The organism is Janthinobacterium sp. GW821-FHT03A03, assembly GCF_059421435.1.
In genome coordinates this window covers 539,560-565,100 of the sequence record NZ_JBWKUZ010000002.1, presented here as the reverse complement: position 1 = coordinate 565,100, position 25,541 = coordinate 539,560, and the positions used below count along the sequence as shown (strand labels likewise).

The following is a 25,541-nucleotide window of genomic DNA, read 5'->3' as shown; positions in this document are numbered from 1 at the left end:
CACGTAGAAGAGGAGGAAACCGATGAAGAATGCACGAGACAGGCAGACCGGTGGCGCGATGGCCGACGAACAGGCCATGGCAGCCGTCCTGCGCGAAAAACTGGGCGACGCCGCCATACCAGGCAGCCGGGCCGAGTTCGCGCCGGATGAAGCCGAACAGGCCGGCTCCTTTGCCGAGGATGCCGTGGATGAACACGATGCGGCGGCAGGCGCCGTCGACCTGGCCGATGCCAGCGCGCCGCTGCCCCTGACAGGGAGTACCAGCCATGAACGACCTGCCCAAGTCACTGATTGAAACGATCGCCGAGAAGCTGGTGGCGCAGCTCAGGGAAGGCACGGCGCCCTGGCAGAAGCCCTGGCAGCCGGGCGAGCCGGGAGCGCTCCTGCCGTTCAATCCCACCACGGGCAAGCGCTACAAGGGCATCAACGCCCTGCACCTGATGAGCGAAGGCCATGCGGACCAGCGCTGGATGACCTACAAGCAGGCAGCGTCCGCCGGTGCGCAGGTGCGCCAAGGCGAGAAGGGCACGCCCATCCAGTACTGGAAATTCAGCGAGGAGCAGGGACAGACGGATGCCGACGGCAAGCCGGTGCTGGGCAGCGACGGCCGCCAGGCGCGCCAGTCCGTCAGGCTGGAGCGGCCGCAGATGTTCTTTTCCACGGTGTTCAACGCGTCGCAGATCGACGGCCTGGCACCGCTGGCGCCACGGCCAGTTGCTGCCTGGGCGCCGGCCGAGCGGGCGGAGCGGATATTGCAGGCATCGGGCGCCACCATCGAGCATGGCGGGCGCGAGGGTCGCGATAGCGCGTTCTACCGGCCGTCCACCGACACCATCCACCTGCCAGGCAAGGAGCAGTTCCCCACGGCGGACAATTACTATGCGACGGCGTTGCATGAACTCGGGCACTGGACCGGGCATGCCAGCCGGCTGGGCCGCGACCTTGGCCATCCCTTCGGCAGCGAGGAATATGCGCGGGAAGAGCTGCGCGCGGAAATCGCCAGCATGCTGCTGGGCGACGAGCTGGGCATCGGCCACGATCCCGGCCAGCACGCGGCCTATGTCGGATCATGGATACGCGCGCTGCAGTCCGATCCGCTGGAGATTTTCCGCGCCGCGTCGGGGGCCGAGAAGATCCAGGCCTATGTGCTGGGACTGGAACAGGTGCAGACGCTGGGGCAGGCTGCGTCGCCGCAGCAGGCGCCTGTTGGCGCGGATGCTGCCAGTTTCACTGTCAGGGAGCGGGTGGGCGGCAAGGACCTGTTTTCGCAGTCCTTCGCCGCGCTCGAGGAAGCGGCACGCAGCTACGTGACAAAGTCGCAGGCCGCCAACCGCAGCATGGAGGCGGCGGACGGGCGGAAACTCGCTGGCGTCGTGTGGGGGCCGGACGGCGACTTCGAATGCGAGCGCTTTGCATCGCAGGAAGTGGAGCAGGCAGTGGCAGCGGCCCAGGAACAGTACTGGCATGTGATCGGCGCGGCCCGAGTGGACAAGCGCGCGGAACGGGTGGAAGGGGAGACCATCGTGAAGGCGGAAATGGAAAATGCGGGCGACAGCGACGTGGCCCTGGCGCGGTTGCAGGTATTGCGTGGTGGCGGCAGCGAGGCCGGCGCCGTTCTGGACGCAGCCGCGATGCGGCATCTGGGCTTTACCTTGCCGCACGACTGGAACGGCCGCGTGATGGTGCAGGGCATGGCCACTGGCGAGGTGGATGGAGAGCAGCAGGAAGCATCGGCCGAGCAACTAGGCCTCAGGCCGGAATTCTGGAGCGTCTACGCGCAGCAGGGCGACGGCCGCCACCAGTGGCTGGCCGACTGCGGCACCCAGCGCGAAGCGGCACAGCTGGCGGCCAGGCTGGCGCTGATCGACGCGCACTCCGAAACGGATGAACGCGAGAAGGCCGTGAAACTGGCCCGCCTGCATGAAGAGCGCGTGCGGCGGGATCCCGCCAGCGCCGCGGAAGACCTGGTTGCGGCACGCGAAGCGCGCAAGAGCGCGGAACTGGCTGCCGTCACCGGCAGCGCGGACCTGCAGCGCCGGGTGGCGCAGCTTGAACAGGGCAGCGGCCAGGCCGCACCGGGCGCCAGCGTGCTGCTTGCCGTGCCTTTCAGGGAAAAGGACGAAGCCAAGGCCCTGGGCGCGCGGTGGGACAGGGCGGCGCAATCGTGGACGGTGCCGCCCGGTGGCGATCCCGCCGTGTTCGGGAAGTGGTACCGGCAACCCGCTTCGGAGGGGGCTGGCGGACAGGAGCCGAGTGACGGTATGCCAGCCGCACCGCGCCAGCTGCGCCAGTACCTGGCCGTGCCCTACGGTGAACGCAAGCTGGCCAAGGCCGCGGGCGCGGCATGGGACAAGGTGGCGAAGTCCTGGTATGCGGGAGCGAAGGCGAACATGGCGCGGCTGGCACGCTGGATGCCCGGCAAGGCAGGTCCCCAGCAGGGGCCCGCTATGACGGCGCAGGAGGAGTTTGCCGATGCGCTGCGCAGCCTGCGCTGCGTGGTGAGCGGCGGGCATCCCGTGATGGATGGGCAGAAGCACCGGATCACCGTGGAAGGGGAAAAGCATAGCGAGCATTCCGGCTCCGGCTTTTATGTCGCCCACCTCGATGGCCATCCGGCAGGCCATATCAAGAACAACAAGACGGGCGAGGCGATGGACTGGAAATACAAGGGCTATGCGCTCGACCCGGCACAGAAAGCCCGGCTGCAGGCCGAAGCGGCCACCAGGCTGCAGGAACGCCAAGCCGCTCAGGCGCAGCTGCAAGAGGCAGCGGCGAGCCGCGTCGTGCGGCATATGGCCAGCCTGCTGCCGATGGCGGAACCGACGCCGTACCTGGTGTCGAAAGGGCTGCAGCCCACCCCGGGCATATTCACCGACAAGGCAGGCAAGACCAGCTACATTCCCGCCACCGACGCCGATGGCAAGCAGTGGAGCATGCAATACATCGGCGAGGATGGCAGCAAGCGCTTCGCGCGCGACAGCCGCAAGACAGGCTGCTTCCATGCCGTCGGCGGCCTGGAGGCGCTGGCCCGGGCGCCTGCGCTGGTCATCGCGGAAGGCTATGCGACCGCCGCCAGCCTGTCAAAGTCGGTTGGCTTCGCTACCGTGGCCGCTTTTGACTCCGGCAACCTGCCGCTGGTGGCAAAGGCGCTGCACGGCCGCTTTCCGGGCAAGCCGGTGATCATCGCCGGGGACAACGACCAGCACCTGGAAGCAACGCAGGGGATCAATCCCGGCAAGGCCAAGGCACAGGAAGCGGGCCGCCTGACTGGCGGTCGCGTGCTGCTGCCCATCTTCGCCCCGGGCGAGCAGGCGGCTGATCCGAAGGGGTACACCGACTTCAATGACCTGGCCAGCAAGAGCCGGCTGGGCATGGAAGGCCTGGACCGGCAGGTGCGGCCAGTTGTGCAGTCTGAAATTGAAAGCCGGCAGGCCAATGCCAATCAGGATGTCTTGTCTCTTGCGCGGGAACCGCTGCAGCGCCGGCTAGCCAGGTCAGGACCGCAGTGACTGCATGCGGCGTGGCGGCCCATTTCAGATGGGGCAGAAGCAGGAAGCAATGAAACGGAGGCCCGAAAATGAACGTCTTGCCGATCAAGGCCGCGCCGCTGCTTATGTATACAGGCGGCGCGCGCTGCCATCCTGACCTGCCGCTTTTCGACGACGGAGATCAGGAGTCATGGGACAACTGGCTGCTAGCGCATCGCCTGGAGGTGATGCGGGTGTGGATGGAGGATGACGCCAAGGATTTGGATAGCTACAGGAAGTTTCTGGCCGGAGATCCTGCCGGGGCACTATCTGCGTGGCAGCCCTGTAAGCCGGATGGCGACCAATCCTGGTTCCTTCTTGCTGTTTTTGATGGAGGAGAGGGGCCGTGCGCCTATTTTGTGCGGAAGGCAGCGCATTTGTTCAATGGCGCATATACCCAAGTTGTGTATCCTATTGATTGATAAGGGCGCATTGATGAATGTGTTTTCTGAAAGCCTATAGTATTAATAAGTCAAAGATTCGGGTGAGCCGCTGTGGTTAATTCCCTATTTTCAGGGGATGCTACAAGTAGCGGTTTAACGTCAGGGCAAGCATCCACAATCCCGTAGTCTCCCATTGACGAGTACTATCCAGTGGTTACGTCGGTTTCAAGTAGCCCTGTCCTTGTATCATGATTTTTTAGCGAAGGACGCTGGCGATACACTTCGCGAGCCGGGTACCTTCCGTAGGACCCGAACCTGATTCCCTCGTCAGGTACGACAGGTTTGACGCGTTATTAGATGATGATATTTACGAATGGGTCATCGTTGCAGGGATACCGCGTCAAGTATCTGGGCCAAGCTGTAGGGTGTTGTTCCCACCTCGCCGTCAATGTTGTGTGATAGTTGAAAATGAGTTCCGCATTGCTGCTTGAAGCGAGGATACGCGCAATCAAAACTTGGTCCGGATGCGCGTGGATTTTTCCGTTGGTGCTGATGGCGAAACGCCGACATGAGAGTACCTGCAGGAGTGTTGCGGAGGTGTTTGATTGGCTGCCGTGGTGTGAAACTTTCAGCAGATTAATGTGCACTTTTTGTGCTGGCCAGTAAGTTGCCAGTGCTGCGCTTACCACTTCCGCGTGGGCATCGCTGCTTAACAGCACCCGTTTATGGGCGAACTGCAGTAGCAAGGCGATGCTGCTTGCGTTAGCTACGGAAGTATCTGGTGAGAAGCGTTTATCTACCAAGCTGAAGAACGATGGTGGTGGCCAACTGTCTCCGTGCCCTAGTGTGTCCCCCGGTGCAGAGTCGGCGTCTCCCGCCACTACCGCCGGCCATTGTTTCGCCAGCGCAGATAACTCCCGTGCTGTGGGCGATAGCACTCTGACAGTCATTCCGCCGGGTAAGTGAATGTCACGTCCATTAATGACAGTTACCGCTTGCCCCTGAAACGCTGCGTTCCATGGAAGACGGTTACGGTCGATGAGGTCGGCAAGGGCATCACCGTGGTGTGGTCCCAACATATCAGCGGGAGCGAGATGTTTACATCCATTGAACCAGATGTCGTTGATCTGTAGCCAAGCCGGGCGCTGCTTCAGCAGCGCGATAATGCCTCCGATATGATCGAAGTCGTAATGGGTGACCACTAGGGCCTCCAGCTTCAGTGTACCATCCTCGCGCGCCGCCGCCAGCACCTCCAAGAGATTCGGCAGTGCCTGAGTCGGTCCGCCATCGACCAAGATATGCCGAACGGGACTTTCGCCGTAGCTGACGAGGATAGCGTCCCCATGCCCGGCTTGAAGCAGCTTGACCTCCAGCAAGTCACTCATGCCGGTCGGCTCCAAGGGATATGTCTGCATCCCCGAACGCAATAAGGACCAAGCCCAAGGCATTATCTTTTGCCAGAAACTCACGGCGCAGACGGGTGATCAATTCACCGATCGTGACCGTCGTGCTAGACATCGATGCTGCCATGAGCTGGGTGGTGATGTCGGCGGCAGCAATATTTGCAAAGCGGCCTAGAACACCTGTTAGTGCGGCAATCACTACTTTAGCGCCCTCACGCAACAAGGTTGCAGGCAAACCGGAATTTGCGGTGAGGCCGATGGCGGTATTGCAGCCAATCGCGACGACGATCGGATCGGCGTCGCCAATATGGGTTCGCTCAAGTGCTCCCAGAGCAAGCTTGTCGTCGTGGCCGATATAAAGGTGATTGTTTTCGAAGTGGGGTAGCAGGACCAGCAGCTTTGGCTTGATGGCTGCGATAGACTGGCTCCACTCCTGCCAGGTGTATTTACGTTCGCCGTTAAACAGTGTCTCAATGTTTGATGTGCGCGTCAGGGTGAATGGAGGACGAACTTCATGGTCACGGAAGTCATCAGCTCTGTGCGATGCAGCAAATAGCGCGCGGCGCAGATCGGTAACCCGATTGCGCTCCCCGAGGCCGCTCGCTTGCCTCAACCATAAAGTCCTGCCCATGTTCTTGGCCCAAGTCTGGCGCTCGATAACAGTAGTAACACCCAGGAACCCCATGGGGCATAGTTGCTGTCGCGCCGCTCTGATCGTGCAATTATCTATGGCGACACCCGAAGTGAGGCACCCAGCGCGATGATCGCACAACCTAGCATCCTCGTTTGCGGGAAGGGGACCATCGTAAAGATATTCGATCGGGAAGTGGACATTTGCCGGCGTTGTCAGTTGGACCCTGGTCATGGTAGAAGGCCACTCAGGGGTAAGGTCACGTAATTCATTCAGCAGGAGTCTGCCGGAATTGGCCAAATTGAAGAGCGAGGTACTGAAGCCGCCACTTGGATGTAGACAAGCGCTTAGGTTCGCACGTAAATGGTCGAGCGTTGACACTATGCCACACACGTCCATTTCATTGAGGCGGATACCTTCGCAGGTCAGGACTGTTGTCGTTGGTATGTTGCCCAGGCTATCGTTTACTAGTAAGGAAACATCGAAGCCTTTTTTGTGATTTTCAAGAGGTGAGTTGAAGGCCTCAACAAAGAATCGAATGGGTGTGCCGGCAGCGCCCTGCAGCCGAGCGGTCTGTAGAATGCAACTGCCGTCACACACCAAAAAGCATATATCGATGGCGCGGTCAGGCGCTACTGTGTAGGTGAAAGGCACCGACGTCGAGGGGCCGCTGCGGGGCAACAGTAAGGGAGCTGAGCGTGTCTCAGCTCCCATTTCGGTCAAGTGAACCTGCAAGGCCTTCTGATCGCCATGCCAAGCGATGTTTTGTTCCGGAAAGGCGGGAGTGCCAAGTTTCAATGGCGACATGGGCTCAATGCTGATCAGAATATCAACTCTGCCATGAGGGGGAAACACACGCACCGTTTGCCCATTTTGTTTGATTCGCGCTTCCATGACACGCACAGTAGGCGGCGGCGCCTCCATTCTCATGCCCAAAATTTCCAGATTGGGAGGCGGCGGCAGTCGACGTTGCCCAATGTGCTTCTTAACCCTTGCAGAATGGACTGGTCGAGGCGTCTTCAGCCGTTCGTCGCGCTCCCGCGCGCGGGTCGACGAAGGAAGGAGGGTGCGGGAAGACTGCACCATGAACGACTGCGTGGACGCAACAATGACTGCGAATCGTGAGACTTCGCGGTTAGCGCTACTCAGCGCCAGATCAATCGACCTTTGCTCCGTGACCCTGGCACCGAAGATCTGCAGCCAGCGGTCGATGTTGGGTTGATTTGCTGGCAAAAAAATGGCGCATTGGGCGCCCGTCGTCGCGCGAATCGTATCGATGTGCGGCAGCAGCGCTTCAAGAGATGTGTCGACGATGATCAGCAATTCGCTTGAGAAAGGGTGCTGCAGAAGATCTTTCAGCGTGGCAATGGAGATCGTAGCAGGCTGCTCCGGTAAGCCCCAGTTCGCTCCTTGGACTGAATCGATGAGTTTCGCGGCGGTCTGCTGCAAGTGCTGCGTTGAGCTCACGCGGACACCTTGGCTGGTGGACGCTGGCGCACGGCGAGGGCGGCGATCAGTGGGCCACTCGACAAAGATGCGCTCCCGGTCAAAGGCGTGACCCAGGTCGTCGCAAATCTCATGGACGGAGGGCGACCCGCCCCAATCATATACAGAGCGCTGGACCTTGAGACGCAAGTCGCCTTGGCGGCGCGCTACCAGCACACGGAAAGCCTCGGCGATCGCCAACGCGGCATTCAGATCTAACCACTCCGCAGCATCCAATACTGCGGGATCGCCTCCCCACTCCGCAATGCCGGATGGCGCGACAGAGGCAAGCATAATGGTCGATGCCGCGCCGGGGTGACGCCACCAAGTCCAATCACCGCGCGCCAACAATATACCTAACGCTGCACGGACCCTAGGCGCCGCTGCCGCATGCTCACCCAGCCACTCGCTATCACCAGTAATCATTCATTATCCATTTTCCATTGTGGCTATTATAACATCAATGCAAATAGAATTTCCCATGGGAAATGTTATTTGCTTATATCATGTTGATCAAGAAATGAAATTATCTGTCTAGTCCCGTTTGATCATAAACATGCATCATGAATAGGGGCAGTTGCAGTGCGACACGGATTGTCGGTGGTTTGCCGATAATTGGCTGTGGTCCTCGCGCTGCTGTTTGCCGGAATCGCTTTTTCCGCAGTTGGACGCTTCAAAAAATGAAAACCATTTTCATTGTTTCGATTATCTCAAGGAGCATTTTTTATGGGCAATCAGCCTTCACCACTTGAGAGCTTGGCCGCTTACGGCATTGCATTTGTCTCAGGTGCAATTTCCCTCACTTTAGTAGCAGCGTCCGGCCAGTTAATGCGGCGTCGAGGTGCCCGCGAGGTGGAAACCCCGTTCGAGGTGTCGGGCGACACTCTCGGTCACTAACTTGGATCGGTATTTCTAACTGTCCAGTCCCGTTTGATCGTGATCTCGGCATTGATAAAGATAAAGCGGGGCTCATAATGGTGGGCCTGTGGAATAGTTCAGCGGATGCACCGGCTTATCTTATTGAAATTAACTAATATCCCCGCTGTCATGGCGTTTCCTGATGAGAGCTAAATAAATGTTTACGATTTTCTCTGCCCTTGACGACCGGGCGCGCGCAAAAGGCTCCCGCGATCCTCTCGGCGCCGAGGCTACCTGGAGCTTCCTTGGACGTAAAGTCGTCGGTAACCTCACTACGGTCACGGCGAATCTTGATAACTTCATGGTCGCGCTGCTCTGCTGCGCCCACGCAAATGAACAGGTCACGGACCCGGCAACGGTGCGCGAACGCTATTTGCGCGCGGAGCAGGTAGCGGCCTATCTGAAGTTGGCGGCCGATAAGGGCTCGCGCGGATTTCTTGGCATTACCCAGGCCAAAAAGAATTTCGAACAGGCCAAAATTCCACTGGGTATATCGGCCCGAGCCCAGTTGCTTGCCAGTCAAGCTGCCTACGGCTTGTGGGGTTTGTATTCGAGCGCGCTGGAAGGTGCAGGACTGATCGCCGGCGCCAGTCGCCGCCCGACCCCGGCCGGAACGGCCGTGATTTACAAGATCAAGGAACAACTGGGCGAAGAGCGGTGGGCCGAGTTTGTTCAAATGACGGCCGGGGACAATCTCGTCAAGAGCACAATATCGGCAAGCGGGCTCGCATCGGCATTCTGGGGCGCACTTACCGAGCCCGCTATGCGCAGCATGGCCGTCAACGCATTGCTGGCATTCCAGCACGGCGGAGCTATGCAGCAAGAGTTGTTTTTCCATGCGCAGGCATATCTTGCGCTGGATCGACGCGCCGAGCATCGCAGCATGGATTTCTGTGATTGGGTGCTAACGCGATCCGATAGTACGTCAGAGTTGAAAACAGCGCTGAAGCGGATTCAGACCGTCGATCCCGTATTGAAATTTGCCGATAGCGTCATGGGCTGGCTGCAGAAAAAGAACGGCGAGCCCATGATGCGCATAGAACAAGAGCTTCAGGCGAAAATGCCTGCCATGGATTGGTGTTCCGAATGGCAGCAGGAGACAAAACTGCCTCACCGCGAATTCTTGATGCGCTTGCAATCGGCTGCGCAGGAGGGCAGTGCCGCTAAGGTGATCGATGCGGTTTTGGCACAAAACCGGGTGCTGATGCGCGCGCGCGGCGGCGCCGCATGGATCGAGGCGGAGGGAGCCAACCTCATTGTGCGCGTGTCGAGCGATCACCAGAACAGCCTCGACGTATTGCGGCATCTGGGAGAGCAGTGGCGCTTTACTTATTTTGTCAGCGCATTCCTTTCCATTACTGAGCAGGGGCTCGCGTGAAATCGTTGACTATTAGCGAAGGATTTAAATTGGCGCTTCGCGAGCGCAAAGTCGAGCGGGCGTTCTTTTCCACATATTGTGTGGATCCGGATTTTTTCGAACTCGACGTCTTGCCGCTACTGCTGGGAGATCCAGCGTTGTCGACCGACGAAACAGTGCGTTATCACCAACTGCAGTCGCTGCTGAGCGACAGCTGCGGCCGATTTGCGCTTGCTTATGATTTTGACGTGTTCGATCCACGCTATACAACCCGGCTCGAAGTCGACTATATTCCGATCCGTGTCGATGGTGCTTGCCAGCATGCCAAACTGGCTGTAATCGAGGTGAGCGATGTATCTGGAGGTACTGCCCTGATCCTTGCAGCCGGGTCGTTCAACCTGACTAGGGCAGGGTGGTGGACCAATATTGAAGTCGGCCATTGGGTGGAGCTCAGTAGTACTTATGCGCCCCGCAACATCGTACGGCCACTGGTGGCGGCGCTGCAGTACTACAACCAGTATCGTGCCGTGCCCGCGCTGGGCGCGCTTCAAGCGACGGTGGAACAGTGGATGGTCGGACCGGACGACCCTGGCTGCACCTTTTATTTTTCCGGTACGGGAAAAGAGCGCCAGTCCTTTCCCAGCGCGCTGGAGTCCGTTGATCGTCAATCGCTGGAGATCGTCAGTCCGTATTTTTCTGAAGAGGGCGACCATCCCAAGGTGCTTGCATTTCTTAAGTCGTTTGGCCGACCGTCGCTGCTGCTGCCCACCGATGAAAGCGGTGCTGCTGCGATGTCTGAAGCCGTCTACCAGAAATTATCGGAGTACGTCAATTGGAAGGACTGGCGGGACGAAATGCGCACCAGCTTTGCCTTGCCTGCGGACAGGTCGGGGTTTCGAAAATTGCACGCCAAGATTTATGCGGGGCAGGGCTGGTATTTTGTTGGCTCCGTCAACCTGAGCTACAAGGCATTGCATGAGAACGTCGAAGCGGGCTTTCTGCTCCGCAGCACGCTCAAGCCTTGCTTGCTGGGACGCGGCGTTGCCGCGCAAGGCTTCTCGTCGACCGACTTGGCTGAGGCCAAGACGGTCGATGCGGCGGCCTCCATGCCGCCGATACATCTCTGCTACGACTGGCACAGTGCCGGCCTTGAGGCCATCAGCCCCGAGACCGGCGTGCTGACGTTGTTTGACGCGCAGGGAGATAGGCATGGGGGCTACGGGCTCACAGCCGACATGCCGACTACGCCGTCCGTCGGCTGGTTGCCGCGGCATCTGAAACAGTCAGCGTTTGTCACTGCAACATGGACCAGGCCGGACGGGGCGCAAAGTGCGCAGCGCTCCATCCTGGTATCGCAACGCAATGTCTATTGCCGCCCAAGCTCGTTACCTGAACTGGAGGTCCGGGACTTGTTGCGTATCTTCCAAAATATGCATCCGGAAGCGCGCATGGAGGTCATCACCGAACTGGCTGTCAAGCAGATCAGGCTGTCGCAAGATGGTGCTGCTTTCAACGAGTTCCTGCCGCCACTGCCCGTCGACGATGGCCGGGGCAGCTTTTTCTCGGAATTCTCCGAGGTGAATGGCGCCTTCTGGAACCTGCGGAAAAAGCTGGCAGCCGCCCAGATCGCGGGCAAACAGCATGAACTGGCGTATTACCTGTCTGGACAGCAACCGGATTCGCTGCCTAGCCTGGTCCGCTCGCTCAGTGTCGATGAACCAGCATCGCAGTTGCCGCTGATCGTACGCTATCTGACCTTGCTTAACCTGGTTGAATTGCTGTCGCTCTACGCGGACGCCAGCGCCGATCTCGGCGAACAGGTCAAACAGTTGCTGGCGCTGGCGGAGCGAGATCCCCAGTTTGGTGAGCTGCCTCCGGGCTACCTGGACTGGATCAAAACGGCATTCATTTCACCGGTACGGCAGGTAGTCACCGCCACCGCAAACCAGGAGTCGCAGATTGGATAAGTTGTCCATTACCACCGCCCGTGCCTTGATTGACTTTGCCGGAAAGGATGGCTTGGCTGTCGGCCTGGCGGAGCAGCAGCTACGCGGCACCGTTGCCTTGCATAATATGCTCGCCGAGCACAACGTCGCCTATCTTGCGGATGAGGTTGGCATGGGGAAGACTTATATTGCGCTTGGCGTGGTTGCGCTGATGCGCCGTTTTCAGCCGGCGCTGAGGGTGCTTTATCTGCTGCCCAAGAATAATGTGCGCGATAAGTGGCGGAAGGATTACCGCAGTTTCATCGATAAAAATTATTTGCGACATGATTGCATTGTTAAAGGATTTGGCAACGAACCAGCGGCGCCGTATCGACTTTGCAAGTCGCTGGCCGACTTGATGCAAGCCGTGGCCACCGATAGTGCAAGGGACTTCTTTATTTGTGCTTCGGCATTCAGCCTGCACATGGGCGGCACACGCGAAGAGTTGCTCACAACTTTGTCGCAGTTCCGCAGTCAATTGCCGCAAGCGGCACGCCAGGTCGAGAAGCTGGTTGCGGAGCTCGAACAGCAATCCGCCGATAGCACTGAACTGTCCGATATCAAAAAGCGCGTCAAGCAATGCTGGGCCGGCGCCCTGAACGCCATGTTGCCCCAGTTCGATCTGGTGGTGGTGGACGAGGCGCATAACTACCGCCGGGGGCTACAGAGCGCCGACCGCAACCAATTGCTAGCGACCGTGCTGGGCACGGAAAATCTATCGACGCTGCGGGCGCAACGCGTACTGTTGTTGTCGGCCACCCCATTTGACCGCGACATCAAGCAATTGCAGCGGCAACTCAAGCTGTTTGCCAAGGATACTCCGCTGCTTATGCCCGAAGAAGCCGGATGGCGGCAGGTACACGCTGCTTTGTTGCCTTTCATGGTAAGGCGTTTGAACACGCTGGATCTGGCTGGTAAGGCCCATACACGCAATATGTACCGTACCGAGCATCGTTCTGGCCAAGGGGCGGAAATTCAATTGGGCCTGAAGCAGCAGTTGTTCGCGGCGCTGCTGCAGAAGAAGGTCAGCGAATCCCTTAACGAAAACCATAGTGGGAAATTTGAACTGGGCATGCTTGCATCCCTGGAGAGTTATTTGCCGGCGCACAAGGGCAAGCCGGTACAGTTCGATGGACTGGAAGAGCAAGCGGGTGCGGCTGGCGAGCAAGAGCGCGACGTGCCTGACCGCAATGCGGTTGAGGTGCTGGTCAGCAGTTATCAGAAAAATTTTCACGCATTTCCGCCGCACCCAAAAATGGACCAAATCGCCAGCCGGGCCGCTCAGTCCGCGTTGGAAGGTAACAAGAAACAGCTTATCTTTGTTCGCAGGGTCGCCAGCGTGGGAGAACTCAAAGCTAAAATCGAGGACGAGTACAACCACTGGATAGGGTGTTACCTGGCCGGTGATGCGGTGGTGACGGAATTCTTTGGCGACTACCTGAAGCTGGTGGGCGACCGTAACCACGGCCAGCTCGACGATGAGCAGCGCTCTGAAGCAGGTAACGTATCCAGTTTCTTTTCATGGTTCTATCGTGGCGACAACGAGCGGCTTGCCATCGCTGTCGACCGTCTCGTGACCACACCGGCAAATTACCGCACCATGTTGGCATCGTCCAGTATGATGTTCGCCACAAACTGGTCAGAGTTGCCAGGCATGCCGGATCCGGCGCAGCTTGATTTCAGCCGGGTCATGACGGTGCCGCCGCTTGCGCCGAGCGCCACGCGCCTGCAGCAGTTCGAGCATGGACAGCATGCCTACCTGTCGGCGGTGGCTCTTGCGGGTGGCAAGCCGGCGATCGTCGCAAGGCGCATCCTGGCCGTGACCGACGACGCGATGCCGTCTATCCAGCCAGTGTTGCAAGCATCCGGCATAGTCGATGCGATTCAGTGGCCTACCTTTTGGGAAGCGCTGCGCCAGCACGACCAGCTACGCGCTCTTGGTATGGATTGGACTGAAGGTATTTTCGATCTGCTGGCATCGGATGACGAGGCCGACGCTGTAAGGCATATTCGCGATATATTTGTGCATTGCCGCCTGGCAGCGGCGGTTTGCCGCCTCGATCATCCTTTCGTTGACCTTTATTCTCTGCGAGCCAGCCGCGGCAAGCGCGATGACGGTAGCGCCGATGACAGGTTGATTGCCGAGTTCGTGTCTTTGCTGCTTAAACAAAGCCGACAGCCGCACGCCTTCAGCTCCTACACCATCTTGCGAGACTTGTGTCTTAACTTGTCGCTCGTATTGAAGCAGAATTTCGAGGAAGCCGGTGACAAGAAACTGGCGGAGCTGACTGCCTACCTCACACGGCAGCTTCAGCCATTGTCACCGGTGCTCGGCGCAACCGGAGAAAACTCCGCCAGCCGATCGGCGATCGCGCGCAAATTCCGCATGCCGGGCTACCCGCGCGTTCTTATTTCGACCGATGTGTTCCAGGAAGGCGAGGACTTGCATACCTTCTGCGATAGCGTCATTCACTATGGTATCTCCGCCAGTCCCATCGCGCTGGAGCAGAAGGTAGGGCGCGTGGACCGTATCGCATCAATGGCGCATCGCTCGATGCACGCTGCGCAGGCGAATATCAATGATCACTTCATCCAGGTCGTTTTTCCCCATATTCGAGAGAGTCTCGAATTTTTGCAAGTTCGTCAGGCTGCACGCAACCTGAACCAATTCCTGCTATCGATGAACAAGGTTGGTGATAGCCAGCCTCCGGCGAGCACGACGGTTGACCTGGCTGAGCAGGTGCGAGATCGCAGCCCTATCGAAGAGCCTCTTGCGGAGCTCCTGAAGAGTCCATTTGAAATTACAGATGCGCGCCTACAAGGCAAAGATCACATAGACGCTTTGCAGACGGCGGATGAAGTCATGCGTGCGCGTATCGGGCATGTGCAGAGCTTGGTGGAGTCTGCGCTGAGGCGACGTACTGGCGCTGATGTCGTATGGCGCTCAATGTTTGGGCAGCTCCAGTGGGACGGCGCAGATGGCGTGCGCGTGGCGGTGCGTGGCGCGCGTGGACGGCCACACCTGCTGCTGTCGGTGACTGCGTCGTTGTCTGCCGACGAAACAGCGGTAGGTATTAGAGCCAGCGCTACCCTTACCGGGCTGAGGGACTTGCAAAAAGATGTGTTTTCCCGCATCCTGTTCTTTTCCGATACGGATGTGCGCAAGCTGGGAACACTTGCGTATAACGCTGAAATATATGCCGGTGGAGCGAGCGTCTTGTCTGGCGGCGAGGTTTTGGATCTATGCCGGCGGGTCGCTGAGGCCGGCGGCTGCCCACCGCCGGCTACCGCGGCGCCATCGCTCCCGGGCATGATACGTGCACTCTGCGGCAAGCATGGTGCCTATCGAGTCGAGGAGGCCGGAGAGCGAGAGCTCGATTACCATTTCGAACTTGGGCAGCGCCGGCAGCGCGTGCGATGGGGGGCGAGCGGAAACTACGTGCTCTTGACGGCGCAAGTCCTCAGCACCGATCAAACGGCGGCATTGCTTTCTGCCGGGCAGCAGGCACAATTGCATACGGTGCGCCGCAATGCCGTGTTCGATATGGTTGATTTTCACATTGATGAGAATCTCGCGTTGGCGGTGAGAGCGCTGCATCCACTCGCGCACTTGGACCACGAGGAGTTGGACTTTACTGCCTCGCTAGTGGCAACCGAGGCTGATCGCTTGCTGCAAATCCTCACCGCTGGCGAAGAGGATGACGAGGATGCAGTCGATCAGGATGAGGCTGTATCCCGCCTTGACCCGAGCTTGCGCTTATGGGCTGAGGAGAACAATGCGATGTGCATCGTCCGTGACTTGCTGTCAGCGGGACCCATGAGCCCGGAAGACTTGATCCGGCAAGTAGCGTACGGACTTGGCTACCAACGTGCGGTGGCAGGTATCAGCCAGGCATTGGAAGGAGTGTTGCGCGCGGCTTCCCGGCGGGGGATTGTCGTGCGGCAAGCTGGTATGGTTCATTTATTGGCAAAATCGATAGCAGACTATGACGACGGACACTTGCGTGAGCAGTTCCTTGCAGCCCTGAGCAGAGAGAGTGCAGGCTGGATCGAGCGCGAGCACTCAGTCCGGGCATTGGCCCGGTGGATGGGCTATGCGCGGACGGGACCTGTTATCGCGGAGACCGGAGCGTCACTTATCCGAAAATTATTGCGGTCGGATCGCTTGGTGGCAGCGGGTACGCGAATCCGCAGACAAAGAGGTTAATGGACAGTTGTCGCGCCGCGCTCACAAGGCCGGAATCGGTATTGTTGCTATGGCGTTGCTAGTTCAGCATTACTACACTGTCGTTGTCATGAAACCGGGTTCCTCGTCGATGTACTAGGAAAAAGTTTTTCCTGTCGCTGTATCAACTTGGGTCTCCGGAGGTCAGTTTGTATGTGGGAAAATTCGATTCCAGCCAAAGCGCCCACTTGCGTCCTCTTATAATGATATCTTCTTGATACCGTAGATTGTATTTTGCGGTCCGCGAATGATAGTTAGCAGTTCGGGCCCATACGCTTCCCATGTCGTACAACAGGTGCTGCCTTAGCCGCCAGGCGGCAAGGTCGTAAGGGTAGCAACCTTTGGCCGCGACATCCGCCGACGAGATACCATGTCGCACCAGTCCACGGAGATAGTCAGTGTTGAACTGCATCGGGCCAATGTCGTAAGTGCCATTTCTGTTGGCGACAACCATCCCGGGCCTGCCACCTTCCTTCTCGGCAATTGCCAGCAGAATATTCGCGGGCACCTGGTATTTGATGGCGGCCGTGATCGAGCACACGATGCGTTCCTGCTGCAGGGGAGGGAGGTCGAGCATGCTGTTTCTCCTTTGTTCCGTTGGGGCGTGAGGAGCTATTCGGGCTTGCGGTCGCGGAATGCCGCCACCTCCCCAGTTGGATCTGCGGAAGAGCTGTCTCCTGCGGAGAGGCTGCCGTCGTCGATCGCTGATGCGCCGGTATCCGGCGCTCCAACTTGATCTCGGGACTTGATGGCGGCAGCAATCTGGCCGCCGATGGTTTTGCCGACGCGGTCACCGGCCGCCGCAAGACCTTGTTTGCCCTTTGCCTTGCCGACATCCCAGGTTCCTTGTGCCAGATTTCCCGCCGTGCCTGCCGCAATCCTGGCTGTTTTCGCTGCCAGTTCCGCTGCTGCGGCCGGGCTACCCATGCCGGGTGCTGTTTTTGCTACACGTTGGCCTGTTTTGCTCTCGCTACCCGCGTTGGCAGGTCCGTTCGTACTTTGCTGATTGGACGGCGAGGCGGGAGGCTGCGCTTGCTGTGACCCGCTGCCTGTTGGTTGTGTTTCTGCGCTACCACTTCCAGCCTCCGCACTGCTGCTTGCTGCCTGCGCGGTGTCGCCCATGGCTGCGGCGAGCGCGCCACTACCGGTGCCTGAAGCGGCTCCTTTTCCGCCGCCGCCTCCGGCCGAGGCCATGAAGTCGCGGGTACCGCTTCCTGCGCTTTCTGCAGCATTTGCCTTGGAGACGGCTGCCATCAACGCCTGAACTCCGCCGGCGATGTTCGCCGTACCTGCGACCGCTGCAGCACCGGCGGTTGCTGCGGCCGTCGCGGCCATGGCGGCTGCACCCAGTGCCGTTCCTGCGCCAAAGCCGCTGCCAAGCGCGCCGGTGCCACCGCCCATTGCCAGACCGCCTATTAGCGAGGGAACCTTGTTGACCAGGGCGAGCAGAATGATGGCCACGACCATGATGACGGCAAGTTCTTTCATCTTATAGGCGGCACTGATGTTGGTGTAGAACTCATCCATGAACGACTTTCCTATCCCGACGAGTAGCACCATGGTGAAAAGTTGGGCCCCAATACTCAGCACGGTCTTGTAATAGTTAATCGCCATGTCCGAGGTCCAGCGTGAACCACCAAAGCCGAGAAAGAAGATGCCTGCATACGCCAGTATCCATCCGCTGATCAGGAGCAGCAGCATGTTCACGCCGATTAGCGCCAGAACAATCAGGGTAATCAGGCTGATAGCCACGCCAACTGCGCTGCTGAACGGCGACCAGACGGTCGACTTTGAAAGTACCATGGCAAAAATATCAAAGCCGATATCGACGATTCCTGATGGAGAAAGGATGGTGCTGGAACCATTTGCGTTTGCGGCGATCACGCGCATTGAATCCATGATGGAGGTTGCAAAGGCAGGTCCAGTGCGCAGCAGCCACCAGTAGAAGCCAGTGAAAATAGTGAAGCGGGCGAATTCGGCGAAGAACTCGCCAATATCTGCCTTGCGCAGGGCCATCATGCCGAATGTCCACACCATGCTGATGGTGGCCAGGGTCCAGAACAGGCGTGTGGCGTGGGTCGTGATTGTCGCCGACCAAGTGGCGGCAATCGCGGAGTAGCGTGCCAGGACGTTATCCAGCACCCCTGTACTGTCGATTTCGGCCCGTGCGGCGAGGGGAACGAGTACCAGGCATAGTATGAGAAGCCCCCGTAATAAGGCCGTGGTTGCAGGTGCTCTGGTGGCGCCGGCAGTTTTCATCATGCACCTCACCATCCACGTGGCGGACTGGGGCGGAAGCTGTAGCGCCGCACGCATAGGTCTTCGAACTGGTTGCGGTCCTTCCGGTCCTTGATCTTCGCGATGGCCTCCGGCTCGCAGTTCTCTGCCGTCACGGGCGGCAGGGAGTCCGCCGGATCGCCAGGCGTGCACGCCACCAGCTGGACCAACAAGGCGAACAGTATGATTGACTGGCGCATGGCTAGCTCCCTACCAGCCGCGTGCGGGGCTGGGACGATAGGTGTTGCTGAGCACAACCTCGTCCGAGGCGCGCTGCATTGCCTCGCGGTCGGCCAGGCTCTGGTAGCGCGTGGCGATGACGTTTTGCTGGGAAATCAGCAGGCCGCGTATCTGCAGCAGCTGCGTGGCTTGCTGGCTGGCCAGCTGGTTGGCGTAGCCGATGGCCTGCATCTGGCCGCTGGCGCCTTGCGCCGCCGCCTGCAGTTTCACAAGCTGGCGCGCGTCGGCCTCCATGGCGTCCTGCTGGCGGTCCAGCCCACGGAAGAGGGCGTCGGTCGAACGCTTCTGCGCATCAGATCCCAGGCGCTGGGCGTCGCTCATCGCATTCCACTCGGCCTGCGTGCAGCCGCGCACCGAGAAGCAGGGCGATCCGCGGTAGTCGCTGGCGCTGCGGTACTTGCGCAGGTAGGCGTCAATGCTGCCCAGGCTGCTCTTGTAGTAGCCGAGGGTGTCGATTTCCCGCCGCAGCAGGTTCATCGTCTGGCTGGCCTGGTCCCAGATAAAGGCGGGCGGCGCGGCGGTATTTTGCAGCATGTTCTGGTACTGCTGCAGCTGGGTGCGGTACTGCTGGATCTGCTTGAGCGTATGCGCCACGTTTTCCAGGGCGCTCACGCTGTTCTGCGACAGGTTGCTGGCATCGATGACCGGCAGCCCGGCGCGTGCCGGCTGCATCGCAATGGGAATGCAGAGCACCATGCCCGCCATGATTTTAGCCGCTAAAGATTTGTCCATGATTGCTGCTCCTTGCCGTCAGTAGTCGAATGCCTTGTAGGGGCGGAAAAAGGTCAGGTCCTTGGTGACGATTACGTTGAAGCGGTAACCGGGCCGGATCTCCAGCGTCGGCGCGATGTTCATGTTCCGGGCGATCAGCTGGGCCGTCACCTGCCCAAGTTGTTGCCCCAGCGCCTCGCTCATGGCGCTGCTGGCGTTCTGGCGCGTGCCCAGGCTGAGTGTCTGCGGCTGGCTCATGGCGATGCCCGCCGTGATGCCCGACATCAGGAAGGCCGAGGAAAACAGGCGGAAGTAGTGGTTATTGACCTGGTCGCGGAAGCCCGCATAGCCAGCGCTATCCGCACCAGGCATGCTGCCGATGTCCATGGCCTTGCCATCGGGGAAGACGATGCGCTGCCACGCGACCAGCACGCGCGACTGGCCATAGGCGATGTCGCTGGAGTACTGGCCCACCAGGCGCGAGCCCTGCGGGATCAGCCGCCATTTGCCTGTCGCGGTGTCGAACACGTCCTGGCTGACCTGGGCGACGATCTGGCCCGGCAGGTCGGAATTGACGCCGGAAATGAGGACGGCCGGGACGATGAAGCCGGCGCGCAGCTCATACGACGAGCGGGGTGCCTCTGCACGGGAGTCAAGACGCCAGCGGTCGCCTTGGCCCTGTGCGTCGAACTGGCGGTAATCCTTGCCGCCCGCCGCCGGTTCGGCTGGCGGCACGGATCGGGACGCGGTGTCTCCCAGGCTTGCTGCCTGCAGCTGCTGCAACCGGGCCAGGTAGGCTGCGGCGGGGTTGTCGCGGCCCTGCGCATCGGCCTGCTGCTGCAGGGCCGCCATCTGCGTTAGGGCTTCCTCGCGGTTGAGCGGGACGCCGCCAGGCGCGGAACCGGCGCTGCGCGGGGCAGCGGCCTGCACCGTGGTGCGCGAGCGGACCGCTTCGTCGAGCTGGCGCAGCTTGTCCATGCGGCTGCGCTCGCGTTCCTCCATGCCGCGCTGCTCTTCCAGCGGCAGCGCGCCGCCAGGAGGCCGCGGTGGTGCTTCGAGGTCATCGGGGCGCGCCACGATGATGGCGCCGGGCGGGGGTATCTCTGGCATTGGCGGGGCCGTGGACTTGGCGGGCGCAACGAAACCGTCCTTTTCGCTGCCCGCGATCTCGCTGGCGAACATGCTAGTGCTGCCTGCCTTGGCTTCCAGCTGGTCCGCCGGGCGGTTTTGCTGCGCCGAGCGGTCCCAGGCTACCAGGGCCATCACCAGCAGGAAGATGCCCATGGCGCCGCCAACCAAGTAGACGGGCAGGTTGTTGACCCTGCGCACGCCGGATTTCCTGCGGACGCTGCCGGGCGAAGCGTCCGGCGACATATCTTCATCGCCGCTCATGGCGCAGCCTCCCTGCGTATCCAAGCACTGGCCGGGCGCGCCGCGCCGCCTTGCAGCAGATAGGCGCGCGTCAGCGATTCGCTTCCCGCATACAGGGTCAGGCGGACCAGGTCCGGCTCGGCAGCCATGTCCAGCACGTAGCGCAGCGCGGTGGCGCCGGTTGCCGATGGCAGTGGCGGTGCGGCGGCCGGCGTCTGGCTGCTGAATTCCCCGATGGCGTAGCCTTGCGACCGCAGCCGCTCCAGCAGTTCCTTGCCGAAGCCGTCCTGCGCCGCGTGCTGCAGCGCAAAGCGCGTGCGCGCTGGCGGATAGCTGGCGATGAGCCGCGTGGCAGCGTCGGCGGCGATGCCATTTTCCTGCGCCGGAACCGGCGCTGCCAGCAGGTTGCCGTAGGCGAGCGTGTCAGCCATGCGGTTCGCGGCGCAGCCCGCAAGGCAGGCCAGCAGGAGGTGTATAAAAATCAGGCGTGCAAGCATCAGGGCGCGCATGCTATTTCTCCCGCGTGATGGTGATCTTGTCCTGTGTGCGGCCGGCGCCGGCTATCAGGATGGCCTTGTCGAAGACCGTGTCGACGATGTAGCGGTCGCCCTGCAGGCGGTAGTTCACCATGGCCGTTTCATCTTCGCTGAACAGGCCGCCGTCCCTGCGTACCACCAGCAGGGTGGGAGCTTCCGTCTGCGCCATCGCCTGCGGCATCTGGATGATGGTCTTGCTGCCGTTGTTGTACACGCGCACGGGTTTCCAGGGGGCGGACCCCGTCACGGCATAGGCGAAACTGAGGTCGCCCAAGTACTCGCCGGTCTGCGCGATGGTACGTTCCTGCTTTTCCCTGGTATCGCGGGTCTTGATGGCGTCCCATTTCGCGGCCGCGTCTTCGACATAGGTGAAGGCGATGCGCGGCATGAACTCGCTGCGGTGCGAGCGCAGGCGGAAGTGGTAGGTGCGCCTGCTGGTGGTGACGATCAGCGAGGTTTCCAGCCCCACGTCGAGCGGCTTGATGATGAGGTGCTGGACTTCGGCAGGGCCGCTGCCCGTGATGGCCGGTTCCACGGTCCAGCGTGCCGTGTCGCCGAGGTGGATGGAATTGACCTGTTCACCCGCTTGCAGCTCGATATCGCATACCTGCAGCACGGCGCACACGATGCCGGGCTGCTGCGCGCCAAACAGGAAGCGGATTGCGCCGTCTTCCCCCGGGACTGGCTGCATGCCCGTGCCGCTGCCAGTGCGCCAGCGCTGCGCGATGGCGATCGCGTCTTTTTCCTGCCTGGTCAGTACCAGGTCCTTGCCCGAGAAATAGCTGTCGGCGACGCTCTTGCCGTCCGGTGCAGCCTGGGCCGCAGCTTGGACGGCGGCGAGTACCAGCATCAGCAGGAAGGGGATGGGTTGCATGGTAGGCCTCCTCAGAGCTGTTTCGCCCAAGAAAAATCGCGGATATAGATGCCCAGCGGGTTGTTGCGCAGCTGTTCTTCCGTGGTCTGCGGCGTGGCGGCCACGGTGTACACGGTCAGCAGCGCGCGCATGCGGAATGGCGGCGCCTTCAACACGCCCTGGCGGTCGCGCACCGTTTCCGTCCAGTCCACCTGCCAGGTATCGGCCGTCTGCGGCAGGGCGGAAATGATCTCGGTGCTGACGGTTTCCCTGGCGGCCCGTTTGAGTGGGCTGCTTTCATCGGTGCCGTTCAGCCATTCGTTGGCCTTGGCCGTCGCCGGGTCATTGGCCGCCAGCATCGAATACAGCCGGTAGACGGCCTTGCGCTGCAGCGCGATGTCCGGCGTAACCAGGCGCGCGTCGGCCACGAACGAGGCGACGGCGGCGCGCACCACGCGCTGGTCGGCTGCTGCCGCCCGCTGCGCCGGTGCTACTGCCGCGTGCTGGCCCAGCGTGTTGACCTCGACCACATAGGGCACGAAGAGGGACTGGCTGGCAATATGGACCATGCCGCCGACGGCAGCAAGGGCGACCAGCAGCGACAGCACGGCCAGTAGCTGCCAGGCCTGGCGCGAGGACGCGGCCTGGGCTGCGTGGTCGTTCCAGGTACGCCGCGCGGAAAGATAGGGGTTGTCGCTTTCGCCGCTGCGCCGCCCGCCGTCAAGGAATCCGTCCTGTGCGGGCGCCTTGCGGCTTCCGGCTGTGCGCAGCGATCTGAATATGTGGGTAAGGTTCATGCTGCTTCTCCATAGTCGTTGAGATTCAGGCCCCGGCTGGCCAACCATGCGCCGGTCCATGCGTCGCCGTGCCTGGCCTCCAGCGCCTTGACGGCCGCCACCGACTCCTTGTCCGTGGCGCCGACGAAGGCCATGGCCAGCGGCCCGAGCGCCAGGTCGTACAGGCGCCGTCCGTGCTCGGAGACATAGTAGTACTGGCGCTTCGGGATGGCCGTGGCGAGGATGTCGATCTGGCGCGCGTTCAGGCCCATGCGGCGGTATAGCGCCGCCGTGTCCTCGTCGCGCGCATACACGTTGGGCAGGAAGATCTTGGTGGCCGTCGATTCCACCATGACGTCCAGGATGCCCGAGCTGGCCGCGTCGGACAGGCTTTGCGTGGCCATCAGCACCAGGCAGTTGGCCTTGGCCAGCACCTTCAGCCAGACCCGGATGCGGGAGCGGAAGGCCGGGTGGCCCAGAGCGAGCCATGCCTCGTCGAGGATGATGGCGGCTGGCTGGCCCTGCAGGCTGCGTTCGATGCGGCGGAACAGGTACAGCAGGGTGGGGAGCGCATATTTTTCCCCCATGCCCATCAGTTCCTCGATTTCGAACACGGTGAAGTCGGACAGCGACAGGCCATCTTCCTCGGCGTCGAGAAGGTGCCCCATGCTGCCGTCGACCGTGTAGGGACGTATCGCCTGGCGCACGGCTTCATCCTGGATCGTCAGCGCGAATTCGGACATGGTCTTCGCACCGCTGGCATGCATGCTCATGATGGCGTTGCCGATTTCGTTGCGCTGGGCGGGTGTGGTGTCGACGTTATTCAGCGCCAGGATGGTGTCGATCCACTCCATGGCCCAGGCGCGGTCGCTGCGCGTGGCGAGGAACTGCAGCGGACAGAAGGCAAGGCCGTCGCCGTCGCCCGCCACCGTGTAATGACTTCCGCCCATGGCTTTGGCCAGCGGATACATGGACATGCCCTTGTCGAACACATACACCGACATGCCCTGGTAGCGCCGCAGCTGCGTGGCGATCAGGCCGAGGTGCGCCGACTTTCCGCTGCGCGTCGGACCGAACATCAATGTGTGGCCCAGGTCGCGCACATGCAGGTTCAGGCGGAACGGCGTGTCGCCATGCGTCACGCAGTGCATCAAGGCGGGTGCCAGCGGCGGATACAGGGGGCAGGGCGCCTTGTCCTGTCCTGTCCAGATGGTGCTCGTGGGGAGCAGGTCGGCCAGGTTCATGGTGTTAATCAGCGGGCGCCGCACGTTTTCCACGCCGTGCCCGGGCAGGCTGCCCAGGTAGGCGTCCATGGTATTGACTGATTCCACCCGCGCCGCGAAGCCGGTGCGGTTGATGGCTTTCTCGACCTGGCGCGCGGCCGCGTCGAGCTTGTCCCGGTCCTCGTCCATCAGGATTACCACGCTGGTGTAATAGCCTTGCGCCACCAGGCCGCTGTTGACCTCGGCGATGGCCGCCTCCGCATCGGCCACCATCGACAGCGCATCCTGGTCGACGGGTCCGGTGCTGGTGTTGAATACCTGGTCGAAGAAGCCGCGTATCTTCTGCCGCCACTTCTTGCGGAACTTGTCGAGGTGCCTGACCGCTTCGTGGACATCCATGAAGATGAAGCGCGAAGACCAGCGGTACTCGCATGGCAGTTCGCCCAGCGCGGTCAGGATGCCGGGCGTGGACTCCAGCGGGAAGCCCTCGATGGCGACGGCCTGGATGAACTTGCGGCCGATCCGGGGAACGACGCCGCCGAACAGTTCCTGGCCGCCGATGATGGCATCCAGGTACATGGGATTGCGGGGCAGGATGACCGGATGGTTCAGGCCAGTGACGCAGAACTGCAGCCAGCGCAGCAGCGCGTCATGGGTGGCGCTGCTACCATCCTCGCCAACGACCTGCGTGCCGTGCAGGCGCTCCAGCGCCACGGCCGACGACAGGCGCGACTCGATGCTGGCGCATTCGCGCCTGAAGAAATCGATCAGGCCCTGCGTGCGCGCCCTGTGGCCGGGTGCTGCCGCCTCATCGTCGAACATCAGCTCGACGAACCTGCTCTGTGCCAGCAGCGGCGGCAGATAGGTGGCGCTTAGCACGAAGTAGCCTTCATACATGGTGCCCATGCCTTCGAACAGGCGGCGGCGCTCCTCGTCGATGGCGGCGGACACCGGGTCAGGGAAGTGGGACAGGCCCGCTGGCGCGTAACCGGGCGCGGGCCGCCGCACCGCGTCGACGTGGATCATCCAGCCGTTGCCCAGTCCAGACAGGGCCTGGTTGATGCGGAAGGAGACCAGTTCGCGCTGTTCTTCCGTGCTGCTGGCGTTGTCCCCGCCGCGGTAGATCCAGGCCGCCATGAAGGCGCCGTTCTTGCCGACGATGATGCCATCGTCGACCATGGCGGCATAGTTCAGCAGGTCTGCCAGCCCTGCATCGCGCGAGCGGTGCTTTTTCAGCCGCATGCCCGCGCCTGCCGCGCAGATGCGCGCGTACAGGATGGACAGCATCAGGCAGCCGCACGCCGCCATGGCGATGGAAATCGTCTCGATCATTTGTACTGCCTCCCCTGGCTGCCCGTATTGACCCGGAAGGGCGTGCTGCGCGCGGCATAGTAGCGCCGGTAGCGGCGGTGGCGCAGGTACACCTGGCGCAGCCGCGGATCGTGCGCCGCCATCAGCCGACAGGCGAAGAGGGCGCCCGTCCACAGCAGCAGCCCCACCACCGATGCCCGCAGCTCCTGCGCGCTGAAAATGAGCGCGAAGGCCAGGAGGCCGGAAAACATGACAAGTTCCCGGTCTCCACCCATGAACAGGTTGTGCCGGTTGCCTGCCCGGCGGATGGGGATGGCGCGCAGGGCCAT

Annotated in this window: 18 protein-coding genes; 6 read left to right on the top strand and 12 right to left on the bottom strand. The window is 61.0% G+C overall.

Annotation, left to right across the window (positions count from 1 at the left end):
- Window positions 1-22 precede the first annotated feature (22 nt).
- From AC07VI_RS09155 to AC07VI_RS09145, 3 genes are all read left to right on the top strand, one after another.
- A complete protein-coding gene (locus AC07VI_RS09155) occupies window positions 23-295 on the top strand; it encodes a protein TraD (RefSeq protein WP_099375900.1) in 273 nt (90 codons plus the stop codon).
- Window positions 267-3,509: a zincin-like metallopeptidase domain-containing protein gene (locus AC07VI_RS09150; RefSeq protein ID WP_492994518.1), complete on the top strand. Its 3,243-nt coding sequence runs from the start codon at window positions 267-269 to the stop codon at window positions 3,507-3,509. The genes AC07VI_RS09155 and AC07VI_RS09150 overlap by 29 nt, the downstream gene beginning before the upstream one ends.
- A gap of 68 nt (window positions 3,510-3,577) precedes the next feature.
- On the top strand, window positions 3,578-3,949 hold the full coding sequence (locus AC07VI_RS09145; RefSeq protein ID WP_492994516.1) for a hypothetical protein: 372 nt from the start codon (window positions 3,578-3,580) through the stop codon (window positions 3,947-3,949).
- A 314-nt stretch (window positions 3,950-4,263) separates the two neighbouring features.
- Here the strand turns inward: AC07VI_RS09145 and AC07VI_RS09140 are convergent, their stop codons facing one another.
- Together AC07VI_RS09140 and AC07VI_RS09135 are read right to left on the bottom strand one after the other, a co-directional pair.
- Window positions 4,264-5,295 (bottom strand): ComEC/Rec2 family competence protein, encoded by a 1,032-nt coding sequence (locus AC07VI_RS09140; RefSeq protein ID WP_492994514.1) that lies wholly within the window; start codon window positions 5,293-5,295, stop codon window positions 4,264-4,266.
- Entirely contained in the window at window positions 5,288-7,855 is a 2,568-nt protein-coding gene (locus AC07VI_RS09135) for a hypothetical protein (protein WP_492994512.1), read from the bottom strand. The genes AC07VI_RS09140 and AC07VI_RS09135 overlap by 8 nt, the downstream gene beginning before the upstream one ends.
- Window positions 7,856-8,504: 649 nt before the next feature.
- Here AC07VI_RS09135 and AC07VI_RS09130 point away from each other — a divergent pair.
- Genes AC07VI_RS09130 through AC07VI_RS09120 form a run of 3 tightly spaced genes read left to right on the top strand, consistent with a single transcriptional unit; the run spans window position 8,505 to window position 15,896 of the window.
- Window positions 8,505-9,725: a hypothetical protein gene (locus AC07VI_RS09130; protein ID WP_492994510.1), complete on the top strand. Its 1,221-nt coding sequence runs from the start codon at window positions 8,505-8,507 to the stop codon at window positions 9,723-9,725.
- Window positions 9,722-11,671, top strand: coding sequence for a phospholipase D-like domain-containing protein (locus AC07VI_RS09125; RefSeq protein ID WP_492994508.1), 1,950 nt, complete (start codon window positions 9,722-9,724; stop codon window positions 11,669-11,671). The genes AC07VI_RS09130 and AC07VI_RS09125 overlap by 4 nt, the downstream gene beginning before the upstream one ends.
- Window positions 11,664-15,896 (top strand): DEAD/DEAH box helicase family protein, encoded by a 4,233-nt coding sequence (locus AC07VI_RS09120; RefSeq protein ID WP_492994506.1) that lies wholly within the window; start codon window positions 11,664-11,666, stop codon window positions 15,894-15,896. The genes AC07VI_RS09125 and AC07VI_RS09120 overlap by 8 nt, the downstream gene beginning before the upstream one ends.
- Window positions 15,897-16,038: 142 nt before the next feature.
- Here the strand turns inward: AC07VI_RS09120 and AC07VI_RS09115 are convergent, their stop codons facing one another.
- The 10 genes from AC07VI_RS09115 to AC07VI_RS09070 form a co-directional block, all read right to left on the bottom strand.
- Window positions 16,039-16,491 (bottom strand): lysozyme family protein, encoded by a 453-nt coding sequence (locus AC07VI_RS09115; RefSeq protein ID WP_492994504.1) that lies wholly within the window; start codon window positions 16,489-16,491, stop codon window positions 16,039-16,041.
- Between the two features lie 35 nt (window positions 16,492-16,526).
- Complete coding sequence (trbL, locus tag AC07VI_RS09110) at window positions 16,527-18,176, bottom strand: P-type conjugative transfer protein TrbL (RefSeq protein WP_492994502.1); 1,650 nt, start codon at window positions 18,174-18,176, stop codon at window positions 16,527-16,529.
- A 5-nt stretch (window positions 18,177-18,181) separates the two neighbouring features.
- Complete coding sequence (gene trbK / locus AC07VI_RS09105) at window positions 18,182-18,391, bottom strand: entry exclusion lipoprotein TrbK (protein ID WP_492994500.1); 210 nt, start codon at window positions 18,389-18,391, stop codon at window positions 18,182-18,184.
- Window positions 18,392-18,401: 10 nt separating this feature from the next.
- Window positions 18,402-19,163: a P-type conjugative transfer protein TrbJ gene (gene trbJ, locus AC07VI_RS09100; RefSeq protein WP_492994498.1), complete on the bottom strand. Its 762-nt coding sequence runs from the start codon at window positions 19,161-19,163 to the stop codon at window positions 18,402-18,404.
- A gap of 18 nt (window positions 19,164-19,181) precedes the next feature.
- The gene (locus AC07VI_RS09095; protein ID WP_492994496.1) at window positions 19,182-20,534 is read right to left on the bottom strand and encodes a TrbI/VirB10 family protein; all 1,353 of its coding nucleotides are present in this window, start codon (window positions 20,532-20,534) and stop codon (window positions 19,182-19,184) included.
- Entirely contained in the window at window positions 20,531-20,944 is a 414-nt protein-coding gene (locus AC07VI_RS09090; protein WP_492994494.1) for a conjugal transfer lipoprotein TrbH, read from the bottom strand. Before AC07VI_RS09090 ends, AC07VI_RS09095 begins: the two co-directional genes overlap by 4 nt.
- Window positions 20,945-21,023: 79 nt before the next feature.
- The gene (trbG, locus tag AC07VI_RS09085) at window positions 21,024-21,923 is read right to left on the bottom strand and encodes a P-type conjugative transfer protein TrbG (RefSeq protein WP_492994492.1); all 900 of its coding nucleotides are present in this window, start codon (window positions 21,921-21,923) and stop codon (window positions 21,024-21,026) included.
- Window positions 21,924-21,934: 11 nt separating this feature from the next.
- Window positions 21,935-22,699 carry a VirB8/TrbF family protein gene (locus AC07VI_RS09080; protein ID WP_492994490.1) on the bottom strand — a complete coding sequence of 255 codons (765 nt, stop codon included), beginning with the start codon at window positions 22,697-22,699 and terminating at the stop codon, window positions 21,935-21,937.
- Window positions 22,696-25,233 (bottom strand): VirB4 family type IV secretion/conjugal transfer ATPase, encoded by a 2,538-nt coding sequence (locus AC07VI_RS09075; protein WP_492994488.1) that lies wholly within the window; start codon window positions 25,231-25,233, stop codon window positions 22,696-22,698. The genes AC07VI_RS09080 and AC07VI_RS09075 overlap by 4 nt, the downstream gene beginning before the upstream one ends.
- A complete protein-coding gene (locus AC07VI_RS09070) occupies window positions 25,230-25,541 on the bottom strand; it encodes a conjugal transfer protein TrbD (protein ID WP_092605191.1) in 312 nt (103 codons plus the stop codon). Before AC07VI_RS09070 ends, AC07VI_RS09075 begins: the two co-directional genes overlap by 4 nt.